This is a genomic window from Ruegeria sp. B10 (genome assembly GCF_056539825.1).
In genome coordinates this window covers 1-19,459 of the sequence record NZ_JBQFVP010000002.1, presented here as the reverse complement: position 1 = coordinate 19,459, position 19,459 = coordinate 1, and the positions used below count along the sequence as shown (strand labels likewise).

The following is a 19,459-nucleotide window of genomic DNA, read 5'->3' as shown; positions in this document are numbered from 1 at the left end:
CCCGCTCGATTTGAATGCCCGATACTGTCTCGGTGTCTATTTTATCGTCAACTAGTGACCGTGCGTTACTTCTTATGAGTGTCGGCACGAACTGTTGCTAAACTGTTACGATTTTCGGACCAAACATTCAGAAAGATACCTGAAAAGATCACGGCTGCTCCGAGCTGCGTCCAGTGATCCAGTGGTTCATGATAAAGAAGCATACCGACAACCGCGATTGTCGGCAGGCGGGCAAAGTCGAATGGCACCACCACGGTCGCGGGGGCGATTGCAAGCGCGTTTGTGATACAGAAATGCGCCAAAAGACCGGCCAGACCAACCAGCAACAAAAAGGGTGCAGTCTGCAGCGTTGGCAATGCGATTTGCTGGTCTATCCCTGCCGCAATGGTGCCCAGAACCGCCTGCATCACAGTCAGCCAAAACACGATACATCCGATACTTGCATGGTGGGTGAGCTGTTTCGTCGTGATTGTTGTAAACGCGAAGAAAATCGCGCTTCCAGCAGCCATGAGAATGCCCGTAGAAAGGCTTGAGGTTCCGGGTCTTGTCACCATCAGGACGCCAGCAAACGCGATCAGTGCCGATGTCATTCGGATCGCGGTCAGGCGCTCTTTCAAAAGAAGCGGAGAAAGCAGGATAACCCAGATCGGTTGGGTGAATTCAAGCGCGAAAACCTGCGCCAGAGGGGCCACTCCGACGGCGTAGAACCAAAGGTTTTGGCCGGTGAAATGGAACGTGTTGCGAATGGCGTGCAAACCAAGACGCTCGGTTGTGACCTGATGCCATTTGCGGGTCGCCGTCAGTACTAGCGCTACGATGAGCACGCCGACAAAACTGCGATACATCATGATCTCGAAAGTATCGTGATGCAGGCTCAGTTCTCGACCAGCGACGGCCATTGAGGAGAACGAGGCAATGGCGCCGGTCATCCACAGAGCGGCCTTACCAAACTGCGTTTTGTCGCCCTGCACGCTGCGCCTCTTAACGATTGGTTTAGATGTCTGACTTTAAATCACTTTTCTCAGTGTCGGAGAAATAAAAAAGCCGGGTCAGAACCCGGCTTTTTTCTCATTCCCACTCAATCGTTCCCGGAGGTTTCGAAGTGATATCGTATGTGCACCGGTTGATGCCCTTGACCTCGTTAATGATCCGTGTGGCGGTTTCGCCAAGGAACTCGTGGCTGAAGGGGTAATAGTCGGCGGTCATGCCATCAACTGACGTTACGGCACGAAGCGCGCAGGCGTAGTCATAGGTACGGCCATCGCCCATGACGCCAACGGTTCGGACGGGGAGAATCGCCACGAAAGCCTGCCAGATTTCATCATAGAGCCCATGTTTGCGAATCTGGTCGATGTAAACCGCATCGGCTTCCCGCAGGATTTCGAGCTTCTCGCGGGTGATCTCACCTGGGCAGCGAATAGCAAGGCCCGGTCCGGGGAAGGGGTGGCGGCCGATGAAGCTGTCGGGCAGGCCCAGTTCGCGACCCAGCGCGCGGACCTCATCCTTGAACAGCTCACGCAGGGGTTCGACCAGCTTCAGGCCCATCTTCTCGGGGAGGCCACCGACATTATGGTGCGACTTGATCGTGACCGAAGGGCCTCCGCTGAACGAGACGGATTCGATGACGTCAGGGTAGAGCGTGCCTTGGGCCAGGAACTCGGCCCCGTCGATGGTATCGGCGTGTTTCTGGAAGACGTCGATAAACAGCTTGCCGATGATCTTGCGCTTGGTCTCGGGGTCGCTTTGACCGTCCAGCTCGCCCAGGAACAGATCGCTTTCGTCCGCGTGGATCAGCTGAATATTATAGTTGTCGCGGAACATGCCCACGACTTCCTGCGCCTCGTTCTTGCGCAACAGACCGTGGTCAACAAAGACACAGGTGAGCTGATCGCCAATCGCCTCGTGGATCAGGATCGCGGCCACCGAGCTGTCGACACCGCCGGACAGGCCGCAGATGACTTTCTTGTCACCAACCTGCTCGCGGATCTTCTCGATCATCTGTTCGCGATAGGCACCCATCGTCCAGTCGCCGCTGAACCCGGCGAGCTTTACGAAATTCTCATATAGCTTGGCGCCCTTGGGGGTGTGATGCACCTCGGGGTGGAACTGCACAGCGTAGAAATGGCGCTTTCTGTCTGCGGTGATGGCAAACGGCGCGTTGGGGGAGGTGCCGTAGACCTCAAACCCCGGAGCAATTTCGCTGACATGGTCGCCATGGCTCATCCAGACCTGTTCATCACCATCCGCGAACCAGTCTTTCAGGATGTCCAACTGACCTTTCGGAGTGACAAAGGCGCGGCCAAACTCGGCAGTACCATGGCCGCTTTCGACCTTGCCGCCCAGTTGGTGCATCATCACCTGCTGGCCATAACAGATGCCCAGGATCGGAACGCCATAGTCGAAAATCGCTTGCGGCGCGCGCGGAGAGCCCTCGCGCGTGACACTGTCCGGCCCACCCGAAAAAATCACCGCTTTGGGCGCCATTTCGCGCACAAATTCCATGGTGACATTCTGGTAGGGCTGGATTTCGCAATAGACATTCAGCTCGCGTAGTCGGCGTGCAATCAACTGCGTCACCTGGCTGCCGAAGTCGATGATCAGAAGGCGGTCGTGGGATGTATCACTCATGTGCGGGCCATAGGCCAAGCGTGACGAATTCGCAAGAGAAAGGTCTTTGCTGAAGGGCAGATACCCGCATTTCTGCGAAACTGCGCTTCGGCTATTGTAAAAGTTTTGTAACAAAAATATGACGATTTTTCCGTCTGTGTGAAGCGGACACCCGAATAGGAGAGATGCGTTTGCCCATAGCTGTTGAACTTGCCGCTTTGAATTTGGCTCTGGCCATGTTCTGTGGGGCGCTGATCGGGTCCGAGCGTCAAGTACGCCAACGTATGGCTGGTTTGCGCACAAATGCGCTGGTGGCCTTAAGCGCCGCGGCTTTTGTGGTGTTCTCTGCGCTCTATCCAGATGAGGTGAGTCCCACTCGTGTGGCCGCGCAGGTCGTTTCGGGGATTGGGTTTCTTGGCGCTGGCATCATCTTTCGGCATGGGTTCACCATTCACGGCCTGAATACGGCGGCGACCTTGTGGTGTTCGGCGGCTGTGGGGATGATGGCCGGAAGTGGTGCTTGGATCTTTGCGATCATGATGACGGGTTTCGTTATTTTCGTGAATCTGGGGCTGCGGCCACTGGTGAAGTGGTTGAAAAAAACGACACGCGCCGGGGTTCCGTTGACGCAGGAGTTCCGCATTCTCGTGCAGTGCGCGGCAGATGCTCAGGCGGAGGTCCGTGCGGCGGCACTACAGGCTTTGGCGCAAAACGGGGTGCGCATTGTCGGGTTTCAAAAGGGAGATGCAGACGACAAAGGTTTGCAAACACTGGAAATTCTCGTTTCCACCGAAGATCATCCCGAAAACGTGCAACACAAAATCGCAGCGCCACTTATTCTTGAACCGGGGATTCTGAGTGTTGAGTGGGAAGACGCGAACGAGACCTGAAACCGTTATTTTAAAGGGTCACGTCGCGGCGTAATGTCGCTTTTATGTGCCAATAGCCGTTATCTTCCAATAGTAGCGAGTGTTGGCGGGCTAGATAGAACCCCAATCAACACATCCAAAGTATGGTGAGGAAAAATGGCTGAAGCATCAGCACGTCGTCGAGGTCGCGGTGGTGGCGGAGCCGCCCGCCGGGCAGAACGCACTGCGGTTCGGATCGACACCGCAAAGTACATTGAGCGGAACATTCCGAACTTTGAGGTCCTCAACGAAGAAGCGTTGGAGATCATCGAGTACAACGCCGAAACGATTCTGGAAGAGGTTGGCGTCAACTTTGTCGACAATCCCGCCGCGCTGGAGCGTTGGCGCAATGCGGGTGCGGATGTTGATGGTGAACGCGTGCGCATCCCGCGTGGTCTGGCGCGTCAGCTGGTCAAAACAGCCCCAAGCCAGTTCACTCAGCACGCCCGCAACCCTGAGAAATCGGTGGTGATCGGTGGCCGTAACCTGGTTCTGGCGCCTGTCTATGGCCCTCCGTTTGTGCGTGATGCGCAGGGTGGTCGTCGCTATGCGACCATGGATGACTTCAACAAGTTCGTGAAGCTGGCCTACATGTCCAAGTGGCTGCACCACTCGGGCGGTACCGTTTGCGAACCGACCGATATCCCGGTGAACAAACGCCACCTCGATATGCTGATGGCGCACATGACGCTGTCTGACAAACCCTTCATGGGTTCCGTGACCGACCCCAGCCGGGCGCAAGATTCGGTCGAGATGTGCGAGATTCTGTTCGGCAAGGACTTCGTTCAGAACAACACCGTGATGACCTCGCTGACCAACATCAACTCGCCGATGACCTTCGACGATGTGATGATGGGCGCGCTGGAAGTTTACGCGAAGAACAATCAGGCTTGCATCGTCTCGCCCTTCATTGTCGGTGGTGCGATGGCGCCGGTGTCGGTAGCAGGGACGCTGACGCAGGTTCTGGCCGAGGTTCTGGCGGGCATCGCCTATAGCCAGATCATCCGTCCGGGTGCACCCGTGATCTTTGGTGCGTTCGTGACTTCGATTGACATGAACTCGGGCGCGCCGACCTTTGGTACACCCGAGGCCGCGCATATCACCTATGGTGCAGGTCAGCTGGCCCGCCGCCTCAACTTGCCCTACCGCTCTGCGGGGTCGTTCTGTGGCTCGAAACTGCCTGATGCGCAGGCGGCATATGAGACCGCGAACTCGCTGAACATGGGTCTGATGTCGGGCGTGAACTTCATGCTGCACTCGTGCGGCTGGCTCGAAGGCGGTCTGGTTGCAGACTTTGAGAAGTTCGTGATGGATGCCGATCAACTTGGTGTTCTGCACGGTCTGGCCAAAGGTGTCGCCTATGATGAGAACGCGCAGGCGATGGGTGCGATCCGTGAAGTGGGACCGGGCGGTCACTATCTTGGCTGCGAGCACACGCAGGCCAACTTCAAGGAAGCCTTCTGGAAAACCGAAGTGCTAGATTACAAACCGTTCGAGACCTGGCAGGATGAAGGTTCGCGCGATACGCGTCAGTTGGCCTCGGCCCGGGTCGAGCATCTGCTGGCCAACTACCAGCAGCCGCAGATGGACCCGGCCACCAAAGAGGCGCTCGAGGCTTATATTGCCGACAAGAAAGCCTCGATGCCGGACGCGTTTACCTGATCACTCGAACTGTGCGGCGCGGCTGGCTTGGTACAGCTGCGCCTCACCCAAAAGCGCAATCAGAAGATCAAGATGCCTGACCAGAGAATAGGCGGCATCCTCCTCTTTTCGCAGCGTATTTTGCTCTCTCTCCATATCCATAAGCCGCATCAGAGCGGCCCCGTTTCCGGGCAGTCGACCATAGCCCAGGATGCGCTGAAGATGCCGGTCACGATTGTAGTCCTGCGCCCCGAATTTTGCGGCGCGTGCCAATAAGCGGGGGCGGCGGAGTGTCGTGATCATGGTCATCAGGTCTTGCATTTCAGGTGCCTCTTGTTCGGGGAATTGTCGCCCTGTTTGTCACACAACCTAGGCGGGTGTTGCGCTCTCAAGGATCGCCCCGAACGTTGGTTTCACGACTGTTTATCTTTTTGAATCAAATCTGGTTGCTGCGCTTCGGGGTTAACGAACGAGTAACGAAACCACCTCTAGTTAGATTTGGTTAACTTTAATTTCGAGGGGCAAAAGTGGCAGTCTGTTTTGTCGACGAGGGCAAATGAATATGGAAAACAACGTGGCATTCTCTATTCCGGCATGGGTTCCCGAGGGGGCACAGCGTTACCTTGCGCACACGGAAACCGGTCAGTCGATCCGGGATATCGCAAGATCGGCCGGGTGCCATGCCTCTACCATTCTCAGACAAATCCGACGCGTCGAAATGCGCCGCGATGATCCTTTGGTCGATGCGGCTCTGCAATCGCTGGCCGAGACACATTTCTCGGTCTCTGATCGGACGCGCCGCTTTGACGCAAGCGGACAGAATGACCAAGAAGACGGCTCATTCGAGGGCGAAGCGCTGCGTGTGTTGCGACGCCTGTGTGAGACAGGAGCGGTTCTGGCGGTGGCCGAGGATATGGAGAAGGCCGTGGTCGTGCGTGACACCGGTGAGGCCGGGACCACAAGGACGGCCGTTGTGGATTGCAAAATCGCGCAGGCGATTGCCTTGCAGGACTGGATTTCCTGCGACAATCCGGGCCGTATTTCGCGGTACCGGATCTCGACATCAGGGCGCGCGGCGCTCAACAGGTTGGTGGCCGAGGCGGAAAACAAGGCCCGGTCGCGCAACGAATTCGGCATGGCCGAGGCACAGGCGGCGTTCCAGCCTAAGTTGAGTGGAGACGCACCGGAACGCTCCCGACGCGTGCGCTATAGCGCCGCGGAAAGCCCTTTGATCGCCTTGGCGCGGCGGCGGGACCGAGACGGCAAACCCTTTCTCGATGAAACGCTTCTCCGTGCCGGGGAACGTTTGCGCGAAGACTTTGAACTTGCGCAGATCGGTCCGCAAGTTGCGCAGAACTGGGATCGCTTTCTGACCGGGGGCGGGCGCGGTAATTTCGACAGTGAATCTCACGGAGGGCGAGGGGCCTCAGACGCGAAAGACCGTGTGGCGCGCGCGTTGTCGGACCTTGGACCGGGGTTGAGCGACGTTGCGCTGCGCTGTTGTTGCTATCTTGAGGGGCTGGAGCTGGCCGAAAAACGCATGGGATGGTCGGCGCGTTCGGGCAAGATCGTTCTGCGCATCGCGTTACAGCGCCTGAAACGACACTATGAGGGCCTCTCTGGGCAAGATCGCATGATCGGCTAGGGATAAGTCTCTCTTGTGGTTTTGGCCCTTGGTGATAATCAAGGGCTATGAACTTCACACTCAAGCAGTTGCAGTATTTTCAAGCCGTGGCCGAGCAGCGCAATTTCGGGCGCGCTGCGCAGGTTTGCAATGTATCGCAACCTGCTCTGTCTGTGCAGATCAAATCGCTTGAAGAAACACTGGGCGGTGTACTGTTCGAGCGTCAAGCGCGGGACATCCTGCTGACGCCGCTGGGGCGAGACGTTCTGGAATATGCCCGTCAGGTACTGGGTGCAGCTGTGCGGCTGGACCAGTTCGCGCGGGATCATTCTGGCGGCCATCGGTCGCTGTCGATCGGGATCATCCCGACGATTGCACCGTACCTACTGCCCGGCGTTCTGGGTGGTCTACGCGCCGCAGATGTTTCGCTGCGCGTGCAGATCCGCGAGGCGAGGACCGAACGGTTGCTATCATTGCTCCGCGAAGGTGAGATCGACGCTGCGGTCCTAGCCCTGCCAGCGGGTGGCTCAGAATTCCGCGAAACGCCTCTGTTCCAGGATCATTTCCTGCTGGCAGGCAGCGCCGCGCGGCTGCAACGTGTGAACACCAGCCCCGAGATGCTGCGCCCTCTGGATTTGCAATCAGCACAGTTGATGCTGTTGGAGGATGGCCATTGCCTGACGGATCAAGCGCTTGAGGTCTGCGGGCAGGATCGGGGTAGTGGGCAGATCAACATGGGGGCCTCCTCGCTTGCGACGCTTTCCCGGCTGGTTGCCGAGGGGTTCGGCCTGACCCTGATGCCCGAATTGGCCGCAAAATCGGAATCAGAGGCTGTTCCGGGCATGAAGCTTTTGCGTTTTGGTGCCCCGCAACCGGCGCGCACGGTGGGGTTAGTCCGGCGCGCGTCAACAACGGATGACGGCTGGGTGGATCGTTTGGCCCAGGTGATCCGGGACGTGGGGGAGCAGATCGTTTCGGCCACGCGGTCATGAAAAGGCCCGCCAGTGGCGGGCCGGTATTCAGCGCCTAAGCACCGGGTTTACGCCAAAGCAGGTTCGGCGGCAGCTTCCAGATGCTGGATCAGAGTCTCGGGCGACGACACGCCATATGGGTCTTCGGGACAGTTGTCCATCAGGCCAGGTTCTTCGAACCAGGCTTCGACAACGCCGTCATTGATGATGGCCGCATAGCGCCACGAGCGCATGCCAAAGCCCAGATTTTCCTTGTCAACCAGCATGCCCATCTTGCGGGTGAACTCACCCGAACCATCAGGGATGACCTTGACGTTATCCAGGCCTTGATCCTGCGCCCATTTGTTCATGACAAAGCTGTCATTGACGGACATGCAGTAGATCTCGTCGATACCCTTGGCGGTGAAGTCGGCGTAGCCGTTTTCAAATCCGGGCAGCTGGTAGGTCGAACATGTGGGGGTGAAAGCGCCGGGCAGCGAGAACAGGATAACCCGTTTGCCAGCGAAATAGTCGGCGGTTGTCTTGTCTTCCCAGCGGAACGGGTTGGGGCCTTCGACGGCCTCGTCGCGAACGCGCGTGTGGAAGGTCACATCGGGCAGTTTTGCTCCGGTCTTCATGTTCAAGTTCCTGTGATTCAGTTGTGACTTTCTGGCGATTTAAATCAGTTCTAAATTGCCTGCAATCCATGAAATGCTGCATCTGCAAGATCGGTTTGATTGGCTTGTCTATTGATTTTTCGTGCGAAAAATATAGTTTAAGGTTAAACTAATTTGACGCTCGCGAGATATGTGCATAGCGGCTATGCGTCGCTGGTGTAACAGGCGTGAGTGTTTTATGTTATGGGTACACAAAGTTGACCCAAAGTTAGGAAAACTGCCCGTGCGCGATCTGAAAATCCCAGAACAACGTCACCCCGAAAAGGCGCATCGCCCGGACAACTCCCAGCCCAAGAAACCGAAATGGATCAGGGTCAAGGCGCCAGGCGGCAAGGGCTATGCCGAGACGCACAAGATCATGCGTGAAAACAATCTGGTGACGGTTTGCGAAGAGGCCGGATGCCCCAATGTGGGCGAGTGCTGGAGCCAGGGCCACGCCACTATGATGATCATGGGCGAGATCTGCACCCGCGGCTGTACCTTCTGCAACATCGCCACGGGACGTCCGGACTCGCTTGACGCGTTTGAGCCGGGTCGTGTTGCGCATGCGGTGCAAAAATTGGGTCTGAACCACGTTGTGATCACCTCGGTCGACCGGGACGATTTGAAAGACGGCGGAGCGGATCATTTCGCGCAGACTATTCGCGCCGTCCGTCACCGCTCGCCGAAGACAACGATCGAGATTCTGACGCCGGACTTCCTGAAATGTGAACCCGAAGTGCTTGAGACCGTGGTCGAGGCCAAGCCGGATGTGTTCAACCACAATCTCGAAACCGTCCCGGGCCTCTACCCTGAGGTTCGCCCCGGCGCGCGGTATTTCCACTCGCTGCGCCTTTTGCAGCGGGTGAAGGAACTGGACCCGTCGATCTTCACCAAATCCGGCATCATGGTCGGTCTGGGTGAGGATAAACAGCAAGTAGGTCAGGTCATGGACGACATGCGCGCCGCTGACATAGATTTCCTGACCATTGGCCAATATCTGCAACCGACGCCCAAGCACCACGCGGTGGACCGTTTCGTGACGCCTGAAGAGTTCGCCTCCTATGAAAAAGCCGCCTATGGCAAGGGTTTCCTGATGGTCTCGGCGACACCGCTGACGCGCTCGTCCTACCACGCGGGGGATGATTTCGCGCGTTTGCGTGCGGCACGGCAGGCGAAGCTGGGGCAAGCGTGACGCCTGATAGATTGGCGCAGCTGACAGCGCTGCGCCGCAGTTTGCATCAACATCCCGAACTTTCTGGGCAAGAACTTGAAACCGCCAAGCGTATGGCTGATGAGCTGCGTCGCGCAGGGGCGGACACCGTGGTGACCGACCTCGGCGGGCACGGAGTTGCGGCGGTCTTCGACAGCGGCACAACCGGTCCCACCGTCGCCATTCGGTGCGAGCTCGATGGGTTGCCGATCAAGGAACTCTCGGAACTGCCGTATGTCTCGACCGTGCCGGGTAAAGGGCATCTGTGCGGGCATGATGGCCATATGTCGATGGTTCTCGGCGTGGCGCTTGCGTTGCAGGAACTGCGCGCGACGCGCGGACGGGTGGTTCTGATTTTCCAACCTGCTGAAGAAACCGGTCAGGGGGCCAAGGCGATCCGAGACGATCCTGCGTTCGCTAAGCTTGCGCCGGATTACGTGTTTTCTCTCCATAACTTGCCGGGGCTGGAACTGAGCGAGGTTGAACTGTGTCAGGGTCCAACCAATTGCGCCTCTCGCGGTATGCGGATTGCGTTGACCGGAAAGACCTCTCACGCCGCTGCACCGCAGGACGGGGTTTCTCCGGCGGGCGCTTTGTCCGCGTTGATCCCGGAACTTACCCGGCTTGGCGCGGCTGGCGCCCTGAACGCCGACTACGCGCTTACCACGATCACGCATGCCAGCCTCGGAGAGCAGACCTTTGGCGTCGCCCCCGGTCAGGCCCAGCTGTGGGTGACATTGCGCACCGTGTCAGACGACCGGATGGCAAAGCTCATTGCCGATTCTGAGGCTTTGGTTCAGCAGGTCGTTAAGTCGGAGAACCTGAGTGCCGAGATCACCTATGAGGATGTCTTCGAGGCCTGCACCAACGACGCTGAGGCGGTGACTATTCTGGCCGAAGCCTGTGCGGATCAAGCCGTTCCATGCAAGTTGACCAATGAACCGCAGAGGTTTTCGGAAGATTTTGGCCAGTTCGGCAAAGTCGCAAAGTCGGCGATGTTCTGGTTGGGAGCCGGGAGAGACCACCCCCAACTTCACAATCCCGACTATGATTTCCCAGACGCGCTGATTCCAGTTGGCACAGGCGTCTTTCTGGCGGCGATCCGGCAGGTGCTGGGCTGAGGCCGTGTTCAGGTAAATCGAACCTTGCCGATAAACGGCAGGTTGCGATTGCGCTGCGCGTAGTCGATTCCGTAGCCCACGACGAACTCGTCAGGGATTTCGAACCCGATCCAATCTGAACGAAAATCGACCTCGCGCCGGCTTGGTTTGTCCAACAGGGCAATGGACTTAAGCCGTTTTGGCTCACGACTGCGTAGCAGGTTGGTGACGTGGTTCAGAGTATGGCCCGTATCGACGATATCTTCGACAACCAGCACATCTCGACCTTCAATCGCGCCACGCAAGTCCTTGAGAATGCGCACTTCCCGGCTGCTCTCCATCGCGTCACCGTAGGACGAAGCCTCCAGGAAATCCACCTCGATCGGCAGGTCCAACTCACGGACCAGATCAGCGATGAACACGAAAGAGCCACGCAGTAGGCCAACGACAACCAGCTTGTCAGTATTGCCGAATTCTTCGGTAATTTCGCGGCAAAGCTCTTCGATTCTGGCTGCAATTGCCTTGGCCGAGATCATCTCATCTATCACATAAGCGCGGTCAGTCATCGCAGCCCCCTTGATCTTTGGCGCGCAACATACGACATGACGCGCCATTGTCACCTTCAAATGCCGGATTGCCATGCCTATCCACTCGGAAACGCGTCACCTGCCTTATACGGCCCAACAGATGTATGACCTGGTTGCTGACGTGGCGAACTATCCCAAGTTCCTTCCCTGGTGCGCCGCCGCGCGTATCCGCCGGACCTATGCGGCTGGCGAGGCCGAGGTGATGGAGGCGGATCTGGTGATCTCGTTCAAAGTGTTTCGCGAACGGTTTGGTAGCCGGGTGACTTTGTTTGCCGGTCAAAAGAAGATCGACACTGAATATCTGGACGGCCCGTTCAAATACATGAAATCGGACTGGCAGTTTGAAGACGCGCCCGAAGGTGGGTGCAACGTATCGTTCCATGTGGATTTCGAGTTCAAGAACGCCATCCTGCAAGGGATCATTGGTGTCGTCTTCAACGAGGCCATGCAGCGCATCGTGCGCGCATTCGAGGCCCGCGCCGCCGAGCTGTATAGCTAAGGCTTTACCAACGACCGGCGCGCGTTAGACTGCGCGCTATGTCTGGATTCACCTCAACGCTTGCGAGTTTTGCCGCCAGCCCCGTCAACACAACCGCGCAGGCGCGGGCTATTACGTCTCTGTCCGTTCTCGACTGGATCGCCGTGGGTCGTGCCGGTGTGTCCGAACCCGTGTCGGTCGCCGTTCGGGACATGGTGCAGGAGGAGGGCGGCGTAGCACAGGCCCATCTGTTTGGCGGCGGGGCAGCACCTCTGCGTGCTGCGGCACTGGTCAACGGAACGGTGTCTCACGCGCTGGACTATGACGACACCCATTTCGCCCATATCGGCCATCCGTCGGTTGCCATCCTGCCTGCGGCCTTGGCGGTTTCAGAATGGGATGACCGTATCCTCGTTGATCTGTTGGAGGCGGCCTTGATCGGGATGGAGGTTTCGATCCGTATCGGCCTCTGGCTCGGTCGAGACCACTATCAGGCTGGGTTCCACCAAACGGCGACTGCGGGGGCCTTTGGCGCTGCGGTTGCAGCGGGTCGGGTGCTTGGGTTCGATGCCAACCAGATGCAGGAAGTTCTGGGCTTGACGGCCACGCGCGCGGCCGGTCTGAAAGCTCAGTTCGGCACCATGGGCAAACCCTACAATGCAGGATTGGCCGCATCAGCCGGGATCGAGGCCGCGTTGCTGATCAAACGGGGCTTTGAACCCAATGCGAGTGCGCTAGAGGGTCAGTACGGCTTTGGTGCGACCCATCAGGGCGCGGCGGATACGTCGGCGGCGCTGGACGGGTTAGGAGAGGAATGGCTGTTCGAATCGGTCAGCCATAAGTTCCACGCATGCTGCCACGGTTTGCATGCCGCGCTTGAGGCTGCTCTGCGTCTTGATATTGCCGAACCTGAAGTGGCTGAAATCAAGGTCAAAACCCATCCGCGCTGGATGAGTGTCTGCAACCAGATGTCTCCGACCACAGGGCTGGGGGCGAAGTTTTCCTATCGCACGGTGATCGCCATGCAGGCGCTCGGCTACGACACCGCTTTGCCAAGCAGTTACACCGAAAAGGTCTGCGCTGATCCTCGCATTCGCTCTTTGCGAGACCGCATCACGGTCGAGGCGGATGAAACCCTCACCGAGACCCAGGCCCGCCTAGAGCTTCTGCGGCGCGACGGCGTGCGACGCGAGGTTACCCATGATCTGATGGCTCCGATGTCTCTGGCGGATCGGGAAGACCGTGTCCGGGCCAAAGCGTCGAAACTGATTGGAGGGGACGAGGCAGACGCGATCTGGTCGATGCTGCGCACCGGAGGTCGCGCCCGCGATCTGGCTGCAAAACTGGCGGGTTAAACCACGCGCCAGTGCAGGGGGAAGCCGGGGTCGAATACGGTGACGGGGCCGTCGCCACTTTCGATCTTCGACGGGTATTCGACCGGGTCACCCTTGGTCAGCGTGATCGAACTTTCGTTCACCGGCAGGCGATAGAAGGCCGGACCATTCAACGACACGAACCCTTCCAAATTGTCTAGGGCACCTTCGCGGTCGAACATCTCGGCTACTAAGGACATGGTGTTTGTTGCCGTGAAACATCCCGCACAGCCACAGGCCATTTCCTTGTTGTCATCCGTATGCGGTGCGCTGTCCGTGCCCAGGAAATAGCGCGGGTCGCCCGAGGTCGCGGCCTTCAACAGTTCCAACCGATGCTCTTCACGCTTGGCGACGGGCAGGCAGTAGTAGTGAGGTTTGATCCCGCCCACCAAAATGTGATTGCGGTTGATGATCAGGTGGTGCGCCGTGATCGTCGCTCCTAGATCGGCCTCGTTGGCGGCAACATACTGAACCCCGTCGCGGGTCGTAATATGCTCCATCACAACGCGCAGGCCCGGCGTGGCCTTGCGGATTGGATCCAGAACGCGGTCGACGAACACGGCCTCGCGGTCGAAAATGTCTATCTCGGCATCGGTGACCTCGCCATGAACACACAGCGGCAGGCCGATCTCGGCCATCTTCTCCAGCACCGGGCGCACATTGTCGAAATTCCGAACACCCGAATGCGAATTGGTCGTTGCACCTGCCGGGTAGAGCTTGACCGCCTTGACCAAACCACTTGCATGCGCAGCGGCGAGGTCTTCTGGATCCGTATCTTCGGTCAGATACAGGGTCATCAGCGGCTCGAACGTCATCCCTTCGGGCAGCGCAGCCATGATACGCTCGCGATAGGCGGCGGCGTGCGCGCCGGTCACCACCGGGGGCACCAGATTGGGCATGATGATCGCACGGCCAAAATGGCGGGCGGTTTCGGGAAGGACGGCCTGCAACATCGCGCCATCGCGCAGATGCAGATGCCAGTCGTCGGGGCGGCGGATCGTGATGCTATCGGTCATGCGCCTCCGCTAACACAGAGGCCGCCGCCGTAAAAGCCCTTGTCAACTCGTTCGAACGTCGTAGCTCAGAAACGGGTGATGGCCTTGACGCACAGGCGCGGCCATGACCTTTTGTGGCAAGGGAGAATTCAGCACATGACACAGCCAGATTCCATAGACGCGGTTCAAACCATGCTAAGCGCGCAGGGCTATGTTTGCGGCCGTGCGCTGGCAACGGTCGTCTTCCTGTCGCTGAAACTCGGCCGGCCGCTGTTCCTGGAAGGCGAGGCCGGTGTCGGCAAGACCGAGATCGCCAAGGCACTGGCCGCAGGGCTTGGTCGCCGCCTGATCCGCTTGCAATGCTACGAAGGGCTTGATGCGTCCTCTGCCGTTTATGAATGGAACTTTCCCGCGCAGATGGTCGCCATCCGAACCGCCGAAGCTGCAGGCGGCGCAGATCGTTCTGCCCTGCAGACCGAGCTGTTCTCGGATGACTACCTCGTCGAACGCCCATTGCTACGAGCCATGAGGCCCGATGAAAACGGCGCGCCGGTGTTGCTGATCGACGAGCTTGACCGCACGGATGAACCCTTCGAGGCCTTCTTGCTGGAGGCGCTTAGCGATTTTCAGGTCACAATCCCGGAACTCGGCACCGTTAAAGCCCCGGAACCGCCGTTGGTGATCGTCACGTCCAACCGCACGCGTGAGGTGCATGATGCCCTCAAACGCCGCTGCCTTTACCACTGGGTCGACTACCCGGATTTCGACCGAGAGATTGAAATCCTGAACGCCCGCGCGCCCGAAGCGGCCCAGTCCCTCAGTCGTGAGGTCGTAGCCTTCGTGCAGCGTTTGCGCACCGAAGACCTGTTCAAGAAACCCGGCGTGGCCGAAACCATCGACTGGGCCAAATGCCTGCTGGCGCTGGACGTCATCAACCTCAGCCCCGAAGTGATCGGAGATACCCTCGGCGCGATTCTCAAATACCAGGACGACATCCAGAAACTGCAAGGGTCCGAGGCCAAACGCATTCTTGACGAAGCCAAGGCCGATTTAGAACCGGCCTGATGTTTCTTCTGTTTGAAAATACCTCGGGGGTATGGGGGCAGAGCCCCCATGAGCGCTGATGGCCGAACAGATCCCGCTCGACATTCCCGAAAACCCGAAGCTGGCGCAGAACATCACACATTTCGCCCGCGCCCTTCGAAAAGCCGGGCTGCCGATCGGCACCGGTCGTGTGGTGGATGCCATTCGGGCCGTTGAGGCCGCAGGCTTCTCTGAGAAGCAGGATTTTTACTGGACCCTGCACGCTTGTTTCGTGAACCGCCCCGAACATCGCACTGTCTTCGCGCAGGTCTTTCGCCTTTATTGGCGCGACCCAAGGTATCTGGAACACATGATGTCCATGATGCTGCCCGCCATTCGCGGTGTGCAGGAAGAACGCAAAGCCGACGCCGGTGAAAAACGCGCGGCTGAGGCGTTGCTTGACGGGGTTGAACGCGATCAGCCTGAAACCTCCGAGGAGCAGGAGGGAGAGACCGAGCTTGAGATCGACGCTTCGCAAACGGCTTCGTCCGAGGAGCGTTTGCGCAGTCTGGATTTTGAACAGATGAGTACTGATGAGATAGCGCAGGCCAAGCGCCTCCTGTCGCGCCTCAGCCTGCCGGTCAAGCCGATCGAAAGCCGCCGCAGCCAGGCCAGCTATATCGGCCACCGGATCGACCGGGCGAGAACCCTGCGCGCCGCCATGCGTCAGGGCGGTGAGCTGCACGATATCGCGAAACAAAAACCCCGGCCGCGCTGGCCCAATCTGGTCGTGCTCTGCGATATCTCCGGCTCGATGAGCCAGTATAGCCGCTTGATCTTGCACTTCCTGCACACGGTCTCGAATGCCAAAGGGGCCGGTTGGGCCAAAGTCCATGCCTTCACCTTCGGCACCCAACTGACCAATATCACCCGTCACCTTCACCAGCGCGACGTGGATGCCGCCCTAGCTGCCGCCGGGGCCGAGGCGCAAGATTGGGAAGGGGGCACGCGGATCGGAGACTGCCTGCACGCCTTCAACCGAGACTGGTCGCGGCGCGTCATGGGGCAGGGCGCGGTGGTTCTGCTGATCTCGGACGGGCTGGATCGCGGCGCGCCCGAAGCTTTGGCGAAAGAGACCGAGCGTCTGCATCTTTCGGCCCGGCGTCTGATCTGGCTGAACCCACTGCTGCGTTGGGATGGGTTCGCCCCCAAAGCACAGGGCGTGGCCGCCATGCTGCCCCATGTCGACAGCTTCCGCGCAGGCCATTCGATTGCGTCACTCGAAGACCTCGCCACTGTCATCTCTGCTCAGGACGACGTCGGAGAGAAAGCGCGGCTCATGTCCGCGCTTTCCGGCTAGGATTTAGCCCAGCTGTTTTTCGTTGCACTCACGCGCCATTTCCATGGCCTTGTAAGTGCCAGTCAGATCGACGGTGAAAGCAAATTCCTTTTCGGGGAAGACGATCATGACCTGTTTCTTGGCTAGGTCATCCGCAAATTGAGGGTCGTCGGACAGGACATAGCCACCGGAATAGCCCTTGGTGATATTGCCCTTCATGCCAGTGGCTTCACCCACATACAGGTTTTCACCCAGCAGGATCGCCACGGCTTCTTTCTCGCCGCGTTTGATATTGGTTTCCGCCTTGGTGAAAACGCCAACGTAGCCCACTCCGCGATCCTCGGTCAGGCCCATCTGAACAACGTTTTCCGCGTCATCCACGGCCTCAATCAGGCAAGATTTCTTTTCATTGTCGATGAAGACTTTCCAGCCTTCAACCTCACCATAGCGTTCGAATGTATCAGCCCATGCAGCGGTCGAGGCCAACAGGCCAACCGCCGCTCCCAGTGTAAGAATGCGTTTCAACTCTTCGTCTCCGTTGAGAAATTTATTGAGAGCGCCCAATCCAGATTCAGGCACAGTTTCAACTTAAGACGTGGGGTATTCGCAATCAATCCTTTGAGAGTGTGAATATCAAATCGGCCTTTTACTGCCCACATAAACGCGAATTGACTGCCGTCTCCGACTAACGTTCGCTTTTCATTGGTCCAAGGCTGCCTATGTTGGTTTGCAACAAGCCAGGAGGATTCGATGGATCGATTCGACAGCAGCCCGGAACGCGCTTTGGAATGGCACCGCAGCGGTCGCGGTGCCGCGCTGGCCACTGTTGTCGAAACCTGGGGCAGCGCACCGCGCCGTGTGGGGGCACAGCTGGTGATCGGCGGGGACGGGCGGATCGAAGGCTCGGTCTCGGGCGGTTGCGTCGAAGGCGCCGTGATCGTCGAAGCCATTGAGGCCATTGATGAGGGCGAGGCGCGCCTGCTTGAATTCGGTGTCAGCGATGAAGACGCCTTTGCCGTCGGTTTGGCCTGCGGCGGCACCATTCGGGTTTTGGTCGAGCCGGTTGGCTCTGTCCTGCCTGAGCCGATGCTGGCCGAGTTGGTCGCCGCCCGTGCGCGCCGTGAACCGCTGGCCTATGAAGTGAATACAGACAGCGGACACAGGGCCTTGCGCCGCAATGCTTACGTGGATCGGTTGCGTATGGATCGGTCTGGGTTCGAGGAAGACGGCAAGACCTTCGTCGCCGTTCACAACCCGCCGTTGCGGTTGATCATCGTCGGTGCGGTTCACATCGCGCAGGCCTTGGTGCCGATGGCGCGGATTGCGGGCTACGACCCGGCCATCATCGACCCGCGTGAGGCCTTTGCCTCAGACAGCCGCTTCCCCGGAGAGACCCTGTTGACCGATTGGCCGGATGAAGCAGTCGCCAAGCTGGGTCTGGATCAGCGCACGGCCATTGTCCTGTTGACCCACGATCCAAAGCTGGATGATCCGGCCCTGCAGGCCGCGTTGGATGCGGATGTGTTCTACATTGGCGCCCTTGGGTCGACCCGCACCCATGCCAAAAGGGTTGAGCGGATGACCGAGGCGGGGTTCACCCAAGCTCAGATCGCGCGCATTCATGGCCCTATCGGTCTTGATATCGGTGCCGCCGGCCCCTCCGAGATTGCCGTGGCCATCCTAGCCCAGATGACGGCGGTACTGCGAGGTAAGGCATGAAATTCGGCCCTGTGCCCGTGACCGAAGCCGCCGGAGCCATTCTCGCGCATTCCGTCAAAGGCTCGGACCAAAAGATGCGCAAAGGGCTCATGCTAACTGCCGAGCATGTCTCGCAATTGTCCAGCGCGGGGTTTGACGAGGTCATCGTTGCCCGTCTTGAGCCCGGTGACTGTCATGAGGACGAGGCCGCTGAAATGCTGGCCAGTGCTCTGGTTCCCGATCCCACCGACGCCAATCTACGCTTGACCGAGGCGTTTACCGGCCGTGTGAACCTTCTGGCTGAGGGACCGGGCGTGGTGGTGCTGGATGTGGCGGCGCTCGAGCAGTTCAACCGCATCAATCCGATGATCACAGTCGCAACGGTCCCGCAGCATCAGCAGATGACAGCGGGCGGTATGGTCGCGACGATCAAGGTGATCTCTTACGCCGTTCCCAAAGCCGATGTTGAACGCGCGGCCGCCTTGGCGCAGGCCTCGGTGCGCCTTGTCGCGCCGGTCTATCGCAGCGCGGGATTGATCGTAACGGACATCGCCGGAGGGCCGCCCAATGAGAAGGGCATAGCTGCCATGCGCGGGCGTGTCGAAGCTCTGGGCATGGACCTGTGCGATGTGCAGATCGTCCCGCATAAAACCGATCAACTTGCATCGGCCATTGATCGTGCCGAAGGCGATGTGCTGATGATCCTGACGGCATCGGCCACGTCGGATGTGAACGACGTGGCCCCGTCCGCCGTGCGCGCCGCGGGCGGGGAAGTTGACCGGTTCGGCATGCCGGTCGATCCGGGCAATTTGCTGTTTCTGGGGGCGCTGAACACACGCCCTGTGATCGGCCTGCCAGGATGCGCGCGCTCTCCGGCGTTGAATGGCGCCGATTGGGTTTTGTCGCGGGTCGCCTGCGGGGTTGAGACTACTGGTGCTGATATTGCTGCGATGGGTGTGGGCGGTCTGCTCAAGGAAATCCCGACCCGGCCGCAACCTCGCGCGCAACGGAAGAAATAGTTCAGAGGCCCACAGGTGGCGCCGATGAGTTTATGGCTTCGGCCTTTTGCGTCCCTCTGTTGTCAAAAAGCAACAAATTCCTGTTCTCAAGTCAGACCTCCCGTGTTTAACTCGCCCCAAGCGAATGAGCTAAAGAAGGGGAGGTCTTATGCCAAATATATCGCTGACTGTGAATGGGATGTCTGTGAGCGGTGATGTTGAGGGTCGGACGTTATTGTCTGGTTTTTTGCGGGATCATTTGTCTTTGA

General features: G+C 58.7%; 19 protein-coding genes and 1 pseudogene. 13 read left to right on the top strand and 7 right to left on the bottom strand.

The features are described 5' to 3' along the window. Nucleotides 1–65: 65 nt before the first annotated feature. Both ACR0J4_RS02470 and guaA read right to left on the bottom strand, forming a co-directional pair. The gene (locus ACR0J4_RS02470) at nt 66–971 is read right to left on the bottom strand and encodes a DMT family transporter (RefSeq protein ID WP_480668286.1); all 906 of its coding nucleotides are present in this window, start codon (nt 969–971) and stop codon (nt 66–68) included. A 97-nt stretch (nt 972–1,068) separates the two neighbouring features. Further along, complete coding sequence (gene guaA / locus ACR0J4_RS02465; protein ID WP_170642033.1) at nt 1,069–2,628, bottom strand: glutamine-hydrolyzing GMP synthase; 1,560 nt, start codon at nt 2,626–2,628, stop codon at nt 1,069–1,071. Nucleotides 2,629–2,798: 170 nt separating this feature from the next. On the opposite strand from guaA, the gene ACR0J4_RS02460 reads away from it, so the two are divergent. Beyond that, nucleotides 2,799–3,497 (top strand): MgtC/SapB family protein, encoded by a 699-nt coding sequence (locus ACR0J4_RS02460; protein WP_170470543.1) that lies wholly within the window; start codon nt 2,799–2,801, stop codon nt 3,495–3,497. A 135-nt stretch (nt 3,498–3,632) separates the two neighbouring features. After that, a complete protein-coding gene (locus ACR0J4_RS02455; RefSeq protein ID WP_170642031.1) occupies nt 3,633–5,177 on the top strand; it encodes a trimethylamine methyltransferase family protein in 1,545 nt (514 codons plus the stop codon). On the opposite strand, the gene ACR0J4_RS02450 is transcribed toward ACR0J4_RS02455, so the two are convergent. Next, on the bottom strand, nt 5,178–5,477 hold the full coding sequence (locus ACR0J4_RS02450; protein WP_170458051.1) for a DUF6477 family protein: 300 nt from the start codon (nt 5,475–5,477) through the stop codon (nt 5,178–5,180). A gap of 241 nt (nt 5,478–5,718) precedes the next feature. On the opposite strand from ACR0J4_RS02450, the gene ACR0J4_RS02445 reads away from it, so the two are divergent. Then, nucleotides 5,719–6,801, top strand: coding sequence for a DUF6456 domain-containing protein (locus ACR0J4_RS02445; RefSeq protein WP_170642492.1), 1,083 nt, complete (start codon nt 5,719–5,721; stop codon nt 6,799–6,801). Between the two features lie 47 nt (nt 6,802–6,848). Continuing rightward, nucleotides 6,849–7,772, top strand: coding sequence for a LysR substrate-binding domain-containing protein (locus tag ACR0J4_RS02440; RefSeq protein WP_170551147.1), 924 nt, complete (start codon nt 6,849–6,851; stop codon nt 7,770–7,772). A 47-nt stretch (nt 7,773–7,819) separates the two neighbouring features. Here the strand turns inward: ACR0J4_RS02440 and ACR0J4_RS02435 are convergent, their stop codons facing one another. Continuing rightward, nucleotides 7,820–8,368: a peroxiredoxin gene (locus tag ACR0J4_RS02435; protein ID WP_170642029.1), complete on the bottom strand. Its 549-nt coding sequence runs from the start codon at nt 8,366–8,368 to the stop codon at nt 7,820–7,822. 262 nt (nt 8,369–8,630) lie between these two features. On the opposite strand from ACR0J4_RS02435, the gene lipA reads away from it, so the two are divergent. Continuing rightward, nucleotides 8,631–9,581, top strand: coding sequence for a lipoyl synthase (gene lipA / locus ACR0J4_RS02430; protein ID WP_170642027.1), 951 nt, complete (start codon nt 8,631–8,633; stop codon nt 9,579–9,581). Beyond that, nucleotides 9,578–10,720 carry an amidohydrolase gene (locus ACR0J4_RS02425; protein WP_170642025.1) on the top strand — a complete coding sequence of 381 codons (1,143 nt, stop codon included), beginning with the start codon at nt 9,578–9,580 and terminating at the stop codon, nt 10,718–10,720. The genes lipA and ACR0J4_RS02425 overlap by 4 nt, the downstream gene beginning before the upstream one ends. Nucleotides 10,721–10,728: 8 nt before the next feature. Here the strand turns inward: ACR0J4_RS02425 and hpt are convergent, their stop codons facing one another. Further along, on the bottom strand, nt 10,729–11,265 hold the full coding sequence (hpt, locus tag ACR0J4_RS02420) for a hypoxanthine phosphoribosyltransferase (RefSeq protein ID WP_170642023.1): 537 nt from the start codon (nt 11,263–11,265) through the stop codon (nt 10,729–10,731). Between the two features lie 73 nt (nt 11,266–11,338). Here hpt and ACR0J4_RS02415 point away from each other — a divergent pair, with 73 nt between their 5' ends. Further along, nucleotides 11,339–11,785, top strand: a complete 447-nt coding sequence (locus ACR0J4_RS02415) for a type II toxin-antitoxin system RatA family toxin (protein ID WP_170642021.1) — start codon at nt 11,339–11,341, stop codon at nt 11,783–11,785. Between the two features lie 38 nt (nt 11,786–11,823). Then, nucleotides 11,824–13,119, top strand: coding sequence for an MmgE/PrpD family protein (locus ACR0J4_RS02410; RefSeq protein ID WP_170642019.1), 1,296 nt, complete (start codon nt 11,824–11,826; stop codon nt 13,117–13,119). Here the strand turns inward: ACR0J4_RS02410 and pyrC are convergent. Next, a complete protein-coding gene (pyrC, locus tag ACR0J4_RS02405) occupies nt 13,116–14,153 on the bottom strand; it encodes a dihydroorotase (protein WP_170642017.1) in 1,038 nt (345 codons plus the stop codon). The two genes, ACR0J4_RS02410 and pyrC, sit on opposite strands and share 4 nt — an antisense overlap. 135 nt (nt 14,154–14,288) lie before the next feature. Here pyrC and ACR0J4_RS02400 point away from each other — a divergent pair, with 135 nt between their 5' ends. Continuing rightward, the gene (locus tag ACR0J4_RS02400) at nt 14,289–15,197 is read left to right on the top strand and encodes an AAA family ATPase (protein WP_170642015.1); all 909 of its coding nucleotides are present in this window, start codon (nt 14,289–14,291) and stop codon (nt 15,195–15,197) included. Between the two features lie 58 nt (nt 15,198–15,255). Next, entirely contained in the window at nt 15,256–16,515 is a 1,260-nt protein-coding gene (locus ACR0J4_RS02395; protein WP_170642013.1) for a vWA domain-containing protein, read from the top strand. A gap of 3 nt (nt 16,516–16,518) precedes the next feature. On the opposite strand, the gene ACR0J4_RS02390 is transcribed toward ACR0J4_RS02395, so the two are convergent. Continuing rightward, nucleotides 16,519–17,019, bottom strand: a complete 501-nt coding sequence (locus ACR0J4_RS02390; RefSeq protein ID WP_170642011.1) for a hypothetical protein — start codon at nt 17,017–17,019, stop codon at nt 16,519–16,521. A 225-nt stretch (nt 17,020–17,244) separates the two neighbouring features. Between ACR0J4_RS02390 and ACR0J4_RS02385 the strand changes: the two genes are divergently transcribed. From ACR0J4_RS02385 to ACR0J4_RS02375, 3 genes and pseudogenes are all read left to right on the top strand, one after another. After that, nucleotides 17,245–18,213, top strand: a complete 969-nt coding sequence (locus ACR0J4_RS02385) for an XdhC family protein (protein WP_170642009.1) — start codon at nt 17,245–17,247, stop codon at nt 18,211–18,213. Next, nucleotides 18,210–19,211, top strand: a complete 1,002-nt coding sequence (locus tag ACR0J4_RS02380; RefSeq protein ID WP_170642007.1) for a molybdopterin-binding protein — start codon at nt 18,210–18,212, stop codon at nt 19,209–19,211. The genes ACR0J4_RS02385 and ACR0J4_RS02380 overlap by 4 nt, the downstream gene beginning before the upstream one ends. Nucleotides 19,212–19,359: 148 nt before the next feature. Beyond that, nucleotides 19,360–19,459: pseudogene (locus ACR0J4_RS02375) on the top strand ((2Fe-2S)-binding protein); the annotation flags it as partial.